Origin of the sequence: Burkholderia sp. MSMB1835 (assembly GCF_001526365.1) — a bacterium.
Classification (GTDB): domain Bacteria; phylum Pseudomonadota; class Gammaproteobacteria; order Burkholderiales; family Burkholderiaceae; genus Burkholderia.
On sequence record NZ_LOYP01000052.1, the window covers coordinates 415,649 to 431,272 of the forward strand.

The following is a 15,624-nucleotide window of genomic DNA, read 5'->3' on the forward strand; positions in this document are numbered from 1 at the left end:
GCACGACATTACCATGAAAAACCGGCGGCGCGGGCCGGTCGGCGACGCCACGCGCTGCCTCGCGCGACGGTCGTCGACCATGGTTGGGGGCGGCTTGCGGATGCGTCGGCGCGAAGGCAGCATCGTTGCGAACGGAACGATGTACGGATGGTCGGCGGCCGACCGGCGACCGCGAAGCCGGCGCGACCGCATCCAGCCGCACGCAAGCGGCCAACGGGACCGCCCGCGCAGCCCGGCCGAGCTTCGTTATAAGAAATTCAATAAGTATTTCATGCGGGAAATACTATAGGCGATATATCGAAAACAATGCCAGAATGCGCGCCGCTCCGAACGCCGCGACACCCGATCGCCGTCCGAGCCGCCTCAGGAGGTTCCCCCCAATGAAAAACCACGGCCTGTCACGGCGGGGTTTTCTGAAAGCCAGCGTGCTGGCGGGCGTCGCGGTGTATGTCGCGCCCATCGGCAGCCGCGCGTTCGCGGCGCTCTTCGAAGAAAAACTCCTCACGCCCGTCAAATGGGATAGCGTCACCGGCATCCCCCAATTTCGCATCGACGGCATCGCGAAGGTCACGGGCTCGAAAGTGTTCGCCCGCGACGTGCGCGCCGCGGACATGCCGCACTGGCCGCAGCAGCAGTCGCACGCGCTGATCCTGCGCGTCACGCAGGCCGACCGCACGTACGAAGGCTTCGACCTGTCGCTGCTCGGCGACGAGCTGAAGCCGGACCGCGTGGTCACGGCCGACGATCTCGCGCGCGACGGCGTCGCATTCCCGGCGTTCTACGGCGACGACATGCTGTTGCCGGCCGGCAAGACGCCCGCGTATCTCGGCCATGCGGTCGCGATCCTGATCTATCACGACTTCGCGCGCTTTCGCTTCGCGAAGAACGCGCTGAAGTTCCGCGACGACGTGATCCGCTACGGCGCGGTCACGGGCCCGCTCGAGCGCGATCCGTGGGGCACCTTCCGTTACGTGCGCGTGGGCGGCAAGACCGCCTATGACGACGACGTCTATTCGAGCCTGAAGGACGCGCCGATCTTCCCGAGCATGATGCGCAAGCACCTGCCGGTCTGGCCGGACGGCAAGGAACACGGCAAGCTCGACGAGCAGGGCATGTTCCTCGCCGGGCAGATCGCCGGCGAGCTCGACCGTCCGCCGGCCGACTGGCTCGTGTTCGACCGCGAATACAACACGCAGTCGGTCGATACGGCCGCGCTCGAACCCGACAACGCGAACTGCTGGTACGACGCCGCGACGCAATCGCTGCATCTCGTCGTGCCGACCCAGTCGCCGCTGGAAGTGTCGGAGAACGCGGCCGCGATGGTCGCGAAATGCCGCTTCCCGGTGAAGAAGCTGTTCGTGCATCCGTGCTACACGGTCGGCTACGGCTCGAAGGATCACTTCAACGTGCCGTTCTACGGCCTCGTCTGCGCGCTGTACGCGGACGGCCGCCCGGTGCGTTTCGCGAACGACCGCTACGAGCAGTTCCAGACGTCGCTCAAACGTCACGCGTTCAAGATGCGTTACCGGATCGCGGTCGATCGCAACACGGGCCTGCTGCAGTCGTTCAAGGGCGACTTCGAGGCGAACGGCGGCGGCCGCTCGAACTTCTCGCCGTCGGTCGCGATGGTCGGCGCCACCGCCGCGCAATCGATCTACTACTTCCCGAAGAGCGACCTCGCGGCGGTCGCGATCGCGTCGCGCGCGATCGACGCCGGCTCCGCACGCGGCTACGGCACGCTGCAAAGCATGGCCGCGACCGAGATGGCGGTCGACGAGATCGCCGCGCAACTGAACATCGACCCGATCGACTTCCGTCTGCGCAACGCGCTGCGTTCGGGGATGAAGAACACGCAGGGCGCGATTCCCGCCGGCGCGCTGCGCGTCGACGAAGTACTGGAGCGTGCGAAGCAGCATCCGCTGTGGACGCGCCGCGCGGCGCGCAAGGCCGAATTCGAGGCCGCGCATCCGGGCAAGCGCTACGGCGTCGGTTTCGCGTGCGTGCAGAAGGATTTCGGCACGGGCGCGGAAGCATCGTTCGCGAAGGTCGAATTCGACGCGCACGGCAAGGTGTCGCTGCAACACACGGCCGCGGAGATCGGCACCGGGATGTCGACGTCGCAGGCCGTCGCGGTCGCGAAATGGCTCGGCCGCCCGGCGACCGACGTCCGCGTGGCCGTGACCGAATGGCCGGACCTGCCGGTCGAGACGAGCGGCGATCCGTATCTGATGTCGCAGGCCGACCAGGACCGCCTGAGCGCGAACCCGCGCTGGTCGCCCGGCTATGCGTCGCCGTCGAGCGCGACGAATTCGGCGTACTACTTCACGCACAGCACGCGCGAGGCCGCGCGCGCCGTATTCCGCTACGGGCTGTGGCCGGCCGCGATGTCGATCTGGACGCGCGGTTTGGGCGGCGGCCAGGCCGCGCCGTACACGATTCGTATCGAAGATGCGCGCTGGGTCGACGGCAAGCTGACCGCCGACGGCCTCGAGCCGTTGACGTTCGAGCAGCTCGCGAAGCAGGCGCATGCGCTCGGCCTGCCGACCGGCGCCGTCGTGCACGTGTTCAACCGCTGGCAGTGGACCGATGCCGAATTCGAGATTGGCGGCGCGCTCGAGCGTCTGCCGATCGACGGGCTGTCGCTGCGTATCGGCGCGCCGAAGACGGGCGCCGACGACGGCCCGGTGCCGGGCACCGCCGTACCGGCCGGCGCGACCGCGCTGCGCGGCACGCTGCCGCCGACCGCGAACGGCTATCGCGTGCTCGATCGCAAGCGCGTGTTCATCCCGCCGACGAGCCGCAACAACGCGGCCGTCACGTACTACACGGCGGTCGGCACGCTCGTCGAGCTGGCCGTGCACGAAGCGACCGGCAAGGTCGAACTGCTCACGCACCACTCGATCATGGAATGCGGCAACCAGATTTCGCCGCAGCTCGTGTCGGGGCAGTTGCAGGGCGGTCTCGCGATGGGCATCGGCCATGCGCTGCACGAGTACCTGCCGCTCTACGAGGACGGCCCCGGCAACGGCACGTGGAACTTCAACCGTTATCGGTTGCCGCGCGCGTCCGACGTCGCCGTCTGGACGCAGACGGGCGACGTGCTGCCGCCGCTGTCCGAAACCGATCCGCCCAAGGGTGTCGCCGAAGTGGTGATGATCCCCGTCGTCGGCGCGATCGTGAACGGCATCGCGCACGCGATCGGCCATCGTTTCACCGACCTGCCGGTGACCCCGCAAAAGATTCAGGAGGTGCTCGCATGACGACTGCCCAAACCGCGGCTTCGGCCGCGAGCGCCGGCGCGGCTGCGACCGGCGCTGCCGCCCCGGCCGCGGCTTCCGTCGCGCCGGCATCCGCGCCTGCCGCGCCGGCATCGGCACCGGCCGCCGTCGAGCGTCCGCTCGTCCGGTTTCAGCAGAAACCGCTGTCGGTGAACATCAACGGCAAGTCCGTCGGCCCGATGCAGGTGCCGGAAGGGCTGATGATGATCGAGTTCCTGCACGAGTACGTGGGCCTCACCGGTTCGCGGCTCGGCTGCGGGCAGGGGATCTGCCACGCGTGCGTCGTGATCGTCGACAAGCCGGACGGCACGAGCGAGGAGATGCGTACCTGCATTACCGGCGCGCACTTCTTCCACGGCCGTTCGATCCGCACGATCGAAGGCCACGCGAAGCGCAACGAAGCCGGCGAAGTGATCGAGCTGTCGCCGATCCAGCAGAAGTTCCTCGAGCACTTCAGCTTCCAGTGCGGCTACTGCACGCCGGGCTTCGTCAACGCGGCAACCGTGCTGATCGAGCGCCTGAAGCGCGAGCCGATCGCGAAGGCCGACGTGGAGCGCACGATCACCGACGCGCTCGACGCGCATCTTTGTCGCTGCACGGGCTATGTCCGCTACTACGAAGCCGTCAAGGACGTGATTTTGACGACGCCGGGACTCGTGAAGGACAGCGCATGAAACGCACATTCGCTCATCGTGTCGCGCGGGCCGCAGGCCTGCCCGCGCTCGCAGCGGCCTGCGCGCTGCTGCTCGCCGCCTGCGGCGGCCGCGACGCGCCGGCGTCGAGCGCGGCGTCCGGCGCCCCCGGCGCCGACCAGATCGCGCGCGGCCGCTATCTCGTCAAGGCCGCCGACTGCGCGGCGTGCCATACCGCGAAGGACGGCGCGCCGTTCGCCGGCGGCGCGGCGCTCGAATCGCCGTTCGGCACGTTCTACGGCTCGAACATCACGCCCGACAAGGATCACGGGATCGGCAACTGGAGCGCGGACGACTTCTACGCCGCGCTGCACGACGGCAAGGCGCCGGGCAAGCGCCTGTATCCGTCGATGCCGTACACGTCCTACCGGCAGCTCACGCGCGCCGACGCCGACGCGATGTACGCGTACCTGAAGACGGTCAAGCCGGTCGCGCAGGAAAACCGCGCGCATGAACTCAAATTCCCGTACAACCTGCGCTTCGGCATGGTGTTCTGGGACATGGTGTTCCTGAAGGACAGCCTGCCGGATGCGTCGGCCGGGCAATCCGCCGACTGGCAGCGCGGCCGCTATCTCGCGGGCGCGCTCGGCCACTGCGCGGAATGTCACACGCCGCGCGCGTTCACGGGGCAGCTCGACGGCGCGAAGCCGTTCGCGGGGGCCGCGCTCGGCCGCGTGGCCGCACCCGACATCACGCCGGCCGGTCTCGCCGCGCGCGGCTGGACGAGCACCGACCTGCAGACGTTCTTCGGCGTGGGCATCGCGCCGCAAGGCTCGGCGTTCGGCGAGATGTATCCGGTCGTGCACCTGAGCACGCAGTACCTGACGAAGGACGACCTGCGCGCGCTGTCGACGTACCTGCTCGGCGATACGCCGCCCGCACCGCAACCGGTGAAGCCGGTATCGGCCGATGCCGCGCAACTGGCCGCCGGCCGCTCGGTGTATCTCGCGGTCTGTGCCGGCTGTCACGGCTTCAACGGCGAAGGCAAGCCGCACGTGGCGGTGCCGATGAACGGCAACTCGACGGTGCGGCAGGGCGATCCGCGCAACCTGCTGGTCGCGATGCTCGACGGCATCGACGAGCAGAAGTTCGCCGGCTTCGAAAACCTGCAGCCGATGCCGGGCTTCGCGCACACGCTGAGCGACGACGAGCTCGCGCAGCTCGCGAACTACCTGCGCGCGACGTGGGGCGGCCAGCCCGCGAGCGTCACGCCGGCCGACGTGAAGGCGATGCGTTGAGTCGTGCCTAGAGGCGGGGCGTCACGCACGAGGCAGCCGGTTTCCGGTGCGCGTGCGCGATGCGCCGCCCGTTTTCCTGACGGTGGCGCGTCAGTAGCCGCCGCTACCGCCACCGCCTCCGCTGCCGCCCGAGCCGCCATACCGGCTCATGCCCGGTCCTTGCGACACGCCGCTGCCCGACGACGTACAGCCCGCCGACAGCACGAGCACCAGCGCCGCGATCAGTGCCGCAGCCAACGTTGCCGATTTCATTGCAATCTCCTTGCAGCGCGCAGGCCACAGGAAAGGCGGTTCGCGTGAACCGCGCGTCTGCGCGATGAGAAGACGTTTCGGCGGAGCCGTTATTCCATGCTTTTTGCGTATCGCCGCGGCGGCGACGCGTGGATCAACGATAGACGAGATCCGCGCGGCGGTTCTGCGCCCACGCTTCCTCGTCGTGGCCGAGCGCGACCGGCTTTTCCTTGCCGAGGCTGACGGCCTCGAGTTGCGTGGCCGGCACGCCGAGCGTTTCGAGCGCGCTCAGCACGGCCTGCGAACGGCGCTGGCCGAGCGCGAGGTTGTATTCGGACGTGCCGCGCTCGTCGGTGTTGCCCTGGATCAGTACGCGCCGCGCCGGGTGGCTGCGCAGGTAGTCGGCGTGCGCCTGCAGCAGCGACTGGAATTCGGGCTTCACCGAGTACTGGTCGAAATCGAAGTAGATGCTGCGCTTGGCGAGCGGGCTGTTCGGATTGTTCAGATCGTCGGCCGTCACCGTCGCGACGGCTTCACTCGAGGGCGTCGGCGCCGCGCCGGCGTTCTCGGGCGTTTTCGCCGCGTTGTGACAACCGGCCAGCAGTACGAAAGTTGCCAGGACCGCAATTCGGTTCATTTTGCTCATCGTTCGTCTCCAGCGGTTGACTGCGTTGAAAGCGTGGCGCGTGCCGTTCGCACGCAGCTGTCCGGCCGCCATGGCGCGAAAGGTCCGGCCCCGTTGCCGTGATGCAGGCTCGTAAGCCGATGGTGCGCCAGATGAAAGAATGTTGCGACCGGAACGCCGAATCGCGGCGTCGCTGCAAACAGATTAGGAAAAATGTCACAACGTGACCAGTTTCTTCGCATTTTTTGCGCAAACGCGACAGTCGGGAGGCATTCTTGCTGCCGCGAACGGTGTGCGGCATGCGTCGCATGCCACAGCGAAAAAGGCCGCGCACGAGGCGCGGCCTTGTCGGTACGGCAACGGGAAGCGGGTGATGCGGGAAGCACTCGCCGGACGCCGTCGACCGTCCGCGTGACGCCGCAGCGCACGCGGCCTCGTCAGAACTTGTGCCGCAGCCCCAGCGCGACGACGGCCTGGTTGCCGTTCGCGGAAGGCGTCAGGGTCCAGACGGTCGCGTTGAACGCCGGATGGCCGTTGCCGCCGGTCACGCTCTGGTATGTGCCTTCGAGATACGCGTCCGTGCGCTTGGACAGCGCATAGTCGGCCTGCGCGACGACCTGGTTCCATTTCGGGCGCGTCTGGCCCGTGCGGGTGTCGAAGCGGCCCATCGTGTACGTGTACGCGGCGGCGACGCTCAGCGCAGGCGTAACGAAGTAGCGTCCGTCGATCGTGACGTTGTCGAACACCAGCGATTCGCCCTTGAGCGGCACGATGTTGCCGCCCTGGAGCACGCCCGTCACGCCGTCGGTGGCCGAATGCGACCACGCGGCGCCGACCGAGTGCGGCCCGAACGCATAACGCCCGGCCATCGCCCAGATCTGCTGGTTGCCGCCCGTGATCGTCGCCGAGCCGTCGACCGTGCCGAGCGCGCCGTCCGGGTTCGGCGCGTTGCGGTCCCGGCTGATCTTCAGGTAGCCGGCGCCGAGCTTCAGCGGCCCGTTCGCATACGACACCCCCGTGCTCCACACCGCGTTGTTGGAGAACTGGCCGGCCGTGTTCGAGAACCCGACCATCGCGCCGAACCTCAGCCCGCGAACCGTCGGGCTCGTGTACTTCACCGCGTGGTTGATGCGCAGGTTGCGGTTCGAATCGTCGTTGTCGTACGGGTGGACCGCGAGGTTGCCGCCCCAGCCGGGGCCGGACGCGCCGAGCGGCGTCACGAAATCGAGGATCAGGTCGTACTGGCGGCCGAACGACAGTGTGCCGGCCGTCCGCGAACTCACGCCGATCCATGCCTGGCGGCCGAACAGGGCGACGCCTTTCTGCGACAGCTTGCCGGTGGTGCCCGAGAAGCCGTTTTCGAGCGCGAAGACCGCGGCCATTCCGCCGCCGAGATCCTCGCGGCCGCGCAGCCCCCAGCGCGACGCGTTCAGTGCGCCGCTCGTCATCGCGACGCTGTCGCCGCCGGGGGAGCCGGCACCGCGCGTGCGCTGGTTGGTCGAGAAGGTGATCGACGTGTCGATCAGGCCGTACAGCGTCACGCTGCTCTGGGCAAGCGCGAGATCCGGCACGAAGCCGGTCAGGCAGGCGGCGATGACGGTCCCCGCGACGCGTGCGCCGGCGTACTGGTTCGTGTGGAAGGAATGCATGGGTGTTTGTTGTTGTTGGACCGGCCTGGCGGCCGATTGAATCGGGCGGCCATTATTGGAGATCTTTCGGCGGCCGATTAAGGCGTTGCACAGGAAAGGTCCTCTGCGGAATCGCTCGGAATCGCGATGCGTCGACTGCGGGGAAGCGGTCGGGAAGGGGGGGCGTGCGTGGCGGTGCGTGCGGTTCGGCGTGCCGTCGCGTGAGGGTGTGCCGAGCGCCTAGCGGCGGGCGATCGGCAGCGCAGCGTTGGCGCCGCCGCTTCGATAGGCAGCACGAACGGCATTTGTCCTTGCTTCGAGCGCTTCCGGCGAAATCCCGGGTCTCAGCCGCACGACGACGCGCGGCAACTCGGCCAGTTGATTGCGCAATTGCACGATCGACCGGCAGCAACGGCAGGCCGCCGATTGCGCATTTGCGGCCGATGCCGCTTCGGCAAGCTCGGCGGTCCATTCGACGCCGCGGTGGCGCCTGACCTCGTCGAGATGCGGCAGATAACGCGCGTCGCCCGACAACGCAATCAGCAGTGCGGCCCAGTGCGCGCCACGCCAGCCATGCCGCATATCGCGTGTCAGGTCGGCCAGCAGCGCGTCGTCCAGCGCGGACAGGCTTTGCTGGCAGAGATAGTGGAAGTCGAGCGGCCGATAGCGGACATGCGGGTAGTCGCGCAGCACCTGTCGGAGTTCGACGCCGGTATCGACGGCGGCGGCGAGAAACCGTTCGGCAGGCGCCGGCCGGTTCAACTGCAGCGTCGGCACGCCGAGGAAAAGCCGGCCGATGTCGTCGGGGTGGTAGTGCATCGCGGAAGTCGGGGTGATCGCTCGGGTATGCCGTCCGGATTGCTTACTGATCGCCGGACATCAGCGCCGTGTAACGCCGCTGCATTTCGTCGGGTTCGACCGCTTCGATCGTATGCCCGATCAGCCAATCGTAACCGAACGGATCGCGGATCCTGCCCGAACGCTCGCCGTAGAACTGGTCTTGGGGTGCGCGCGTCACGCGCGCGCCGGCCGCGACGGCGGCGGCGATCGTCGCATCGGCATCGTCGACATGAAGATGGAGCGCCATCGGCGCGTTGCCGTCCGGGTCGAGGGCGAAGAGATCGTATTCCGGGAACTCGTCCGAGATCATCAACGTGCACGGCCCGAGCTGCAATTCCGCGTGGCCGATGCGCCCCGACGGCTCGACGAGCCGGAATTTCTCCTGCGCGCCGAATGCCTTCGCATAGAACGCGATGGCGTCCTCCGCGCGTTTGGCGCGCAGATACGGAAAGACTTCGCGAATCGCCATGGTGCCCTCCGGTGGTGGTGTGGGTATGGCTCGATCCTATCGCGCATTCGGCGGCCGGTCTTGAACGAAATTGACCGCCGCCAGATGGCCGAGAACGCCGCGATGCACGCGGCAAACCGCCTGCCTGGGCCGAATCCGCTGGACTCGATCGTTCCGCGGACCGGGTTGCCGTATCCGCTGCCGCAACAGATTCGCTCCGTGGGTTACCGCTCCCGTCGAATCAGTTCAAGACCCTCTCGGTAAGTTGTCGCCTCGAACCCGGGAAATCAGTTGCGGACCGCGCTTCGTCACGAATCTTGACGTGCAAGGCGTCACAAAACAACGATTATTGTCTGCACTACACTGCACCGAGTCCCTGTCGACGGTCAGTATCCACCATGCCCGCCACCGCCTTGCAATTCGCGCTGCTCGCCAAGCATCAGGAAATCGCGTCCCTGCGCCACCTGGCCGAGCAAATCGAATTGGTCGACCTGCTTGGCCGCCTGATCCATGCGCTGCAGCGCGAGCGCGGCGCCACCAGCATCTATTTGGCGTCGAGCGGCAAGCGCTTTGTCGCCGAACGCGCGGCTTCGCGCGGCGAATCGGCGCCGCTCGTCGCGCAGTTGCGCGCGCGCCTGGATCTGGAGCTGACGCCCGCGCGCGGCTCGACGTCGCGCCTGCTGTCGCTGATCGCCTGGGTGCTGCTCGACCTGGAATCGCTGGATGTGCTGCGCGAACAGGTCGACCATCTTGCGCTGTCGGCGCCGGATTCCGTCCAGGCGTTCAGTACCGTGATCGGCGGCCTGGTGGAGCTGATTTTCCAGTTTGCCGACAGCGCGGCGGATCCGTCGGTGTCGCGCATGCTGATTGCTCTCGTCCATGTCGTCGAGGGCAAGGAGGAGGCGGGACAGGAACGCGCCGTCGGCGCGCACATGTTCGCGGCGGGCACGTTTTCGGCGGACCAGCAGCAGCGCCTGCTGTATCTGATCGCCGCTCAGGAGCGCAGTCTCGAAGTCTTCGCGAGCTTCGCATGCGCGGCGCAAAACGCATGGTGGGAAAACCGCATGACGGAGCCGCACATGGCGGCGCTCGAGAAGCTGCGCCGCGTACTGTGCACGGCGCACGCCGGCGATGCACTCGATACCGCCCTGAGTGAAGCATGGTTCGACGCCGCGAGCGCCCGCATCGACGATCTCTGGCACCTTCAGATTGCGCTGACGCTGCAGGTGCAGGAAACGTGCAACGCGCGAATCGACGACGCGCACCGAACGCTGCGCGACTCCGAGCGCCTGATGGCGCATTTGCGAAACAATCCGCCCCCGCATATCCAGGCGCTCGCCCAGTTCTTCGCCGGCGATCCGTTGTCGGCGCGCGCGGCGGTTCACGAACTGCCGGGACGCCTCTCCGGCTCCGACCAGTGGACGCTCGCCAGCCTGAAATCCCTGCTGGAGTCGCAATCGGCGCGATTGGCCGGCGCGGAGGTCGAGCTCGACGCGGCACGTCGTGCACTCTACGAACGAAAGCTGGTGCAGCGCGCGAAAAATACGCTGATGACGCGCTTCAGCCTGCGGGAGGACGAAGCGTATCGGATGCTGCAGAAAGCGTCGATGGACGGCAATCGGCCGCTTGCCGATATCGCGGAAGACGCGCTGACGTCGCCCGAGCGATTCATCGACGAGCACGCGCAGCCTTCTGCGCGACGCCGTACGCAGCGAAGCGCGTCGCGGACACAGCACGACGACGGCACGACCTGACAGGAATGCACCGCGCTTCACGCACCGCGGCGGCGCCCGAAGCGCATGCACGAAGTGCAGTTTGCACCGCGCGAGTGCGATTCACTGCGTTCGGCTGCGGCATGCTCCCGCGGGCATTTCGCGCTTGGCCAGCCTGCATCGAGATATCTCCGTCACTGGTATGGAAATTGCGAACATTTCGGTCGTCGGGCTAATGGCGGCCTGACGATCGCGCCATGTCCAACCGTGGCGGCCGATTACGTGGATAACAGCGTCCGCGCCAGGCACTCGCATGTCGAGCGAGTGCCTGGCGCGTTTTTTTTCGTCCAACTTTACGAGCGCACACCATGGCCTACCTCACGCCCAACGAATTCGTCACCAGGATGGTCGACGCCGGTGAATCGAAGTTGTCGATGTCGACCCGCGATACGCTGATTCGCGCGTACATGGCTGGCGCGATCCTCGCGCTCGCGGCCGCCTTCGCGGTCAGCATCACGATCAACACCGGCAACGCACTGGCCGGTTCGCTGCTGTTTCCGGTCGGATTCTGCATGCTGTACCTGCTCGGCTTCGATCTGCTCACGGGCGTCTTCACGCTCGCGCCGCTCGCGGTGATCGATCGCCGGCCCGGCGCGACCTGGGGAGGCGTGTTTCGCAACTGGACGCTGGTGTTCTTCGGCAATTTCGCGGGCGCGCTGACGGTCGCGCTGTTCATGGCGATCATCTTCACATTCGGCTTTTCGGAAGCGCCGAACGCAATCGGACAGAAGATCGGCGGTATCGGCGAAGCACGCACGCTCGGTTATGCGGCGCACGGCGCCGCCGGCATGCTCACGCTGTTCGTGCGCGGCGTGATGTGCAACTGGATGGTGTCGACCGGCGTGGTCGCGGCGATGATGTCGACGTCCGTACCCGGCAAGGTGATCGCGATGTGGATGCCGATCCTCGTGTTCTTCTACATGGGCTTCGAGCACTCGGTCGTGAACATGTTCCTGTTCCCGTCCGGCCTGATGCTCGGCGCCCACTTCACGATCGTCGACTATCTGCTGTGGAACGAGATCCCGACGGTACTCGGCAACTTGGTCGGCGGGCTGGTGTTCGTCGGCGCGGCGCTGTACAGCACGCACTACAAGACCGCACCGAAACGCGCGCCAGCTTCGCCGGTGGGTGTTGTTGCGCGCAAGGCCTGATCGCGCTGCGCAAGCCGCAACCGAATGCCGGCGAGGCACGGCGCCTGAACGGGCAGGGCGCTCACGTTTGGTTCACCAGCTTTGGCAGACCGACGGCCAGGTTTGTTTGGCGGCGTTCACCGGAGCCTGCTTTCGACGTGCTCGGGAATGTTTTCCGGCGTCACGACGACGACAGGCGACGACGACGGGGTGACCGAAGCAGGCAGTAGCCGGTGAAAGCGCATCACATGCTGGCACGCCGAGCGCATATCCATTCGGAGATCGTGATGCAGCACTGCCTGTAGCCTGCCGGCTCGTAGCAGACGCACGTTGTCGCGGTCCAGATCGTGGCCGATGAAGCAGCGCGGCGACTGTCGCTGGGCGTCGAGAGCGCGGAGTATCGCGACGTTGCCGCCACCCATCGAGTAGACGGCGGCGATGTCGCCGTGCGAGTCGAGCACGCGATGCACGCGTTCCCACGTAAGTGAGTCGAGCCCACCGCCACCGCTCGCATCCACGAGCGCGAGTTCCGGATGTCGGCTGCGCAACGCACGCCGAAAGCTGATTTCGCGTTCCTCCTCGCCCCGGAAACGTTCGTCGCTCATGGTAATCAGCACATTGCCGGGCCTGTTACCGAGCCACTGGCCGATCAGATAAGCGGCCGTGGCGCCAGCGATGCGATTATCGGGCCCTGCGTAAGCGATGCGCGCCGACAGCGGAATGTCGGTAAAGATTGTGACGACCGGAATGCCGCGCCGCTGCAATTCGGCAATTGAATCGACAACTTCCGGGACGTCGCGCGCTTTCAGGAACACGCCGTGACTCCCCCTGCGGCCGATTGCATGTAGCGCGTCGACGATTTCGACTACCGTCATCTTCTCGCGCGTCAGGAAGCGTGGCCGGAAGACGGCCGGGTGGAGCCCGGGCAATTCCGTTTCCAGGCCATGCCGGATTTCGTCGGCGAAGCGTGCGGGCGCCTCCACCACGATGTCGATGATGAGCTTGCGTCCCGCGACTGCCAGTTGCAGTTCCTGCCGTTCCAACTCGAGGATGGCCTGCTCGACGCGTTTTCGCGTATGTTCGCGAACGTGCGCGCGCCTGTTGAGGACGCGGTCGACCGTTGCTGTGCCGAGCCCCGCCTGAAGGGCGATTTCCTTGACGAGAAAGCGATGGGCCATGGTCGGCGCGTGAGTTTGATGGTTTTTTGATGTGTTTATGATACCTGCTCGCCATCGGCTGCCGCTATCCTCGATTCCGGATCGATACGCAATGGAGGAGACACGTGAAAGCCGGAGACGACCGAGCACGAGCTGACGAGCGGCCGTGGTATACCGAACGGGCATGTACCGTGAGCGCATTGGCTGCGCAATTGGCGCGACCCGACCATAGCGATCCGCGATTTGCGGCCGACATCCGCGAGCGCATTCCGGTGTACGACTGCCGGCAACTCGAGGGCGCCGTGTTCGATGCGCCTCGGCGCGCTGCGTTACAGGCCGAATGGGCGCGCGTCCTTCACGACGGTGCCGGGGTACTGGTGCTTCGGCATGCATGGGGCGATACGCGCACGATCGATGATGCAACCGCCGTCTTCGAGTCGATCATCGACACGGAGCGCGCGCGCGGTGCCGGCGGCGACCATTTCGCGAAGGCGGGGGCGAACGACCGGATCTGGAATGCGCACGAAAAGCTCTGCACGAGCGCACCTATGGTATTCGCGGCGTACTTTTCGAATCCGGTGCTGATGGCGGTGTGCGAGGCGTGGCTGGGCCCCTGCTACCAGATGACGACCCAGGTCAACGTGGTGCGTCCGGGCGGCGACGCTCAGCAGGCGCATCGTGATTACCATCTCGGCTTCCAGACGGTCGAGCAAGCCGAGCGCTATCCTGCCCACGTTCATCGCATGTCGCCGTTTCTGACTCTGCAGGGCGCGGTCGCGCACGGCGACATGCCGGTGGAAAGCGGCCCGACGAAATTTCTTCCGTACTCGCAGCGCTACGATGAAGGCTATCTCGCATGGCGACGCGCGGACTTTCGCGAGTATTTCGAAGCAAACTTCGTCCAGTTGCCGCTCGCCAAGGGCGACGCGGTGTTCTTCAATCCGGCCGTCTTCCACGCGGCTGGCGCGAATCGAACTGCCGACATTCAGCGAATGGCGAATCTGCTGCAGGTATCGTCGGCGTACGGCCGCGCGATGGAAACGCTCGATCGCACGCGGATGTGCGATACGCTCTATCCGATACTGCGCGAGCGACGCGCAGCCGGCCGAGTGAGCGATGCCGAGGCTGCAGCCGCAGTGGCGGCCTGTGCTGAAGGCTATCCGTTTCCGACCAACCTCGATCGCGATCCGCCCGTCGCCGGGCTTGCACCGGAAAGCCAGCAGGCGCTGATGCTGCGTGCGCTGCGCGAAAATTGGGCGCCGGCGCGCTTTGCGCAAGCGCTCGCGGAACATGCGTGGCGGTGTGGGGCGGGGTGAGCTGGCATGAGGTAGTGTCGAGGGGCGGTAATGGGCGATGAATGACGAATGCTGTCAATGATTCGTATTCCTTAGTCATTGTGAAAAATTTCATATATCCCGGACGAGACCGTATCGTTCGGTCCATCCGGTCGACGGGAGGGGTGAATGAAACAGTTCGAAGGAAAGGTGGCCGTCGTGACGGGCGGCACGCAGGGTCTCGGTGCGGCGATTGCGACGCTGTTCGCACAACGCGGCGCGCGCGGCATCGTGATTTGCGGCAGATCGGTGGAACGAGGAGAGGCGAAGGCGCGCGCGATCGAACGCGAATTCGGCACGGAGGTGACATTCGTCGCTGCGGATCTCTCGCGTGTCGACGATTGCCGCGCCGTCATCGCGGCAGCGGCCGGGACGTTTGGCCGGGTCGACACGCTCGTGAACGCGGCGGCGATGACGGATCGCGGCACCATCCTCGACACTACGCCCGAGCGCTTCGACGAAATCTTTGCCACCAACGTGCGAGCGCCGTTTTTTCTGATGCAAGACGCGATCAGGCTCATGCGCGAGACCAGGACGCAAGGTACGATCGTCAATATCTGCTCGATGTCGAGCAAGGCCGGGCAGCCGTTCATTGTGGCCTATTGCGCGTCCAAGGGAGCGCTCGCCACGCTCACGCGAAATACGGCGTTCGCGCTGCTGAAGAACCGGATTCGCGTGAACGCGCTTAACGTCGGGTGGATGGCTTCCGAGGGCGAGGACCGAATCATGCGCACCTATCACGACGCGAAGGACGGATGGCTCGACGAGGCCGCTGCGCGCCTGCCGTTCGGCCGACTCATCGACCCGTGCGAGGTGGCCCGTGCTGTCGCCTTTCTTGCGACGGACGAGTCAGGTCTGATGACCGGCTCCGTCGTCGACTACGATCAATCGGTGTGGGGCGGGTACGAAGAAGCGCCGATGCCGTCCGCGCTGCTCTGAGCAATCGCGCCGAAAAACGCTTCGTCGGGCGCTGTCACAGCGTTGATCGCGGTGGTGAGCGATGTATGGGCAAAACGATATCGCAAAGCCCGACAGGCGTATTCGTGGGGGCTCCAGGTGGCCTGCCAAACGCGCTTGAATACCGGGAGAGCCTCGGGCTGACGACATAAACCAGTCCAAGAATTCCGCCGCACCCCCAAAGCGGACATTTCCATCTAGCCACTACAACACATGTCATACCCGGATTCAGATGTCCACCTTCCAGCCATTTAAAAATGTCCGGTTTCAAGGTTGGTTTTGCAGCGTTTCTTT

13 protein-coding genes are annotated in these 15,624 nt (G+C 66.1%); 7 read left to right on the plus strand and 6 right to left on the minus strand.

Features of this window, described 5'->3' with window-relative positions:
* Positions 1-380 precede the first annotated feature (380 nt).
* Genes WS96_RS25890 through WS96_RS25900 form a run of 3 tightly spaced genes read left to right on the plus strand, consistent with a single transcriptional unit; the run spans position 381 to position 5,208 of the window.
* Positions 381-3,260 (plus strand): xanthine dehydrogenase family protein molybdopterin-binding subunit, encoded by a 2,880-nt coding sequence (locus tag WS96_RS25890; protein ID WP_059836444.1) that lies wholly within the window; start codon positions 381-383, stop codon positions 3,258-3,260.
* Positions 3,257-3,952, plus strand: coding sequence for a (2Fe-2S)-binding protein (locus WS96_RS25895; RefSeq protein ID WP_059836446.1), 696 nt, complete (start codon positions 3,257-3,259; stop codon positions 3,950-3,952). The genes WS96_RS25890 and WS96_RS25895 overlap by 4 nt, the downstream gene beginning before the upstream one ends.
* A complete protein-coding gene (locus WS96_RS25900; protein WP_059836448.1) occupies positions 3,949-5,208 on the plus strand; it encodes a cytochrome c in 1,260 nt (419 codons plus the stop codon). The genes WS96_RS25895 and WS96_RS25900 overlap by 4 nt, the downstream gene beginning before the upstream one ends.
* A gap of 90 nt (positions 5,209-5,298) precedes the next feature.
* Here WS96_RS25900 and WS96_RS34155 read toward each other — a convergent pair whose 3' ends face one another.
* The 5 genes from WS96_RS34155 to WS96_RS25920 all read right to left on the minus strand — a co-directional run bounded on the left by WS96_RS34155 (position 5,299) and on the right by WS96_RS25920 (position 9,001).
* The gene (locus tag WS96_RS34155; RefSeq protein WP_179949986.1) at positions 5,299-5,460 is read right to left on the minus strand and encodes a hypothetical protein; all 162 of its coding nucleotides are present in this window, start codon (positions 5,458-5,460) and stop codon (positions 5,299-5,301) included.
* A 133-nt stretch (positions 5,461-5,593) separates the two neighbouring features.
* Entirely contained in the window at positions 5,594-6,085 is a 492-nt protein-coding gene (gene pal, locus WS96_RS25905) for a peptidoglycan-associated lipoprotein Pal (protein ID WP_059836517.1), read from the minus strand.
* A gap of 416 nt (positions 6,086-6,501) precedes the next feature.
* Positions 6,502-7,713: a porin gene (locus WS96_RS25910; RefSeq protein ID WP_059836450.1), complete on the minus strand. Its 1,212-nt coding sequence runs from the start codon at positions 7,711-7,713 to the stop codon at positions 6,502-6,504.
* A 219-nt stretch (positions 7,714-7,932) separates the two neighbouring features.
* On the minus strand, positions 7,933-8,385 hold the full coding sequence (locus WS96_RS25915) for a hypothetical protein (RefSeq protein ID WP_257128064.1): 453 nt from the start codon (positions 8,383-8,385) through the stop codon (positions 7,933-7,935).
* A gap of 169 nt (positions 8,386-8,554) precedes the next feature.
* Entirely contained in the window at positions 8,555-9,001 is a 447-nt protein-coding gene (locus WS96_RS25920; RefSeq protein WP_034206188.1) for a VOC family protein, read from the minus strand.
* A gap of 377 nt (positions 9,002-9,378) precedes the next feature.
* Between WS96_RS25920 and WS96_RS25925 the strand changes: the two genes are divergently transcribed.
* Positions 9,379-10,734, plus strand: a complete 1,356-nt coding sequence (locus tag WS96_RS25925; protein WP_059836454.1) for a nitrate regulatory protein — start codon at positions 9,379-9,381, stop codon at positions 10,732-10,734.
* Between the two features lie 326 nt (positions 10,735-11,060).
* Positions 11,061-11,903, plus strand: a complete 843-nt coding sequence (locus WS96_RS25930; protein WP_034204814.1) for a formate/nitrite transporter family protein — start codon at positions 11,061-11,063, stop codon at positions 11,901-11,903.
* Positions 11,904-12,019: 116 nt separating this feature from the next.
* Here the strand turns inward: WS96_RS25930 and WS96_RS25935 are convergent, their stop codons facing one another.
* Entirely contained in the window at positions 12,020-13,060 is a 1,041-nt protein-coding gene (locus WS96_RS25935; RefSeq protein ID WP_059836456.1) for a LacI family DNA-binding transcriptional regulator, read from the minus strand.
* A 104-nt stretch (positions 13,061-13,164) separates the two neighbouring features.
* Here WS96_RS25935 and WS96_RS25940 point away from each other — a divergent pair, with 104 nt between their 5' ends.
* Entirely contained in the window at positions 13,165-14,355 is a 1,191-nt protein-coding gene (locus tag WS96_RS25940; protein WP_059836458.1) for a phytanoyl-CoA dioxygenase family protein, read from the plus strand.
* Positions 14,356-14,502: 147 nt separating this feature from the next.
* Complete coding sequence (locus WS96_RS25945) at positions 14,503-15,312, plus strand: SDR family oxidoreductase (protein ID WP_059836460.1); 810 nt, start codon at positions 14,503-14,505, stop codon at positions 15,310-15,312.
* Positions 15,313-15,624 lie beyond the last annotated feature (312 nt).

Bases quoted from the DNA above. Each gene is read 5' to 3' on its own strand.
- WS96_RS25890 (WP_059836444.1), top strand. From the start codon at position 381: ATGAAAAACCACGGCCTGTCACGGCGGGGTTTTCTGAAAGCCAGCGTG.
- WS96_RS25895 (WP_059836446.1), top strand. From the start codon at position 3,257: ATGACGACTGCCCAAACCGCGGCTTCGGCCGCGAGCGCCGGCGCGGCT.
- WS96_RS25900 (WP_059836448.1), top strand. From the start codon at position 3,949: ATGAAACGCACATTCGCTCATCGTGTCGCGCGGGCCGCAGGCCTGCCC.
- WS96_RS34155 (WP_179949986.1), bottom strand. From the start codon at position 5,460: ATGAAATCGGCAACGTTGGCTGCGGCACTGATCGCGGCGCTGGTGCTC.
- pal (WP_059836517.1), bottom strand. From the start codon at position 6,085: ATGAGCAAAATGAACCGAATTGCGGTCCTGGCAACTTTCGTACTGCTG.
- WS96_RS25910 (WP_059836450.1), bottom strand. From the start codon at position 7,713: ATGCATTCCTTCCACACGAACCAGTACGCCGGCGCACGCGTCGCGGGG.
- WS96_RS25920 (WP_034206188.1), bottom strand. From the start codon at position 9,001: ATGGCGATTCGCGAAGTCTTTCCGTATCTGCGCGCCAAACGCGCGGAG.
- WS96_RS25925 (WP_059836454.1), top strand. From the start codon at position 9,379: ATGCCCGCCACCGCCTTGCAATTCGCGCTGCTCGCCAAGCATCAGGAA.
- WS96_RS25930 (WP_034204814.1), top strand. From the start codon at position 11,061: ATGGCCTACCTCACGCCCAACGAATTCGTCACCAGGATGGTCGACGCC.
- WS96_RS25935 (WP_059836456.1), bottom strand. From the start codon at position 13,060: ATGGCCCATCGCTTTCTCGTCAAGGAAATCGCCCTTCAGGCGGGGCTC.
- WS96_RS25945 (WP_059836460.1), top strand. From the start codon at position 14,503: ATGAAACAGTTCGAAGGAAAGGTGGCCGTCGTGACGGGCGGCACGCAG.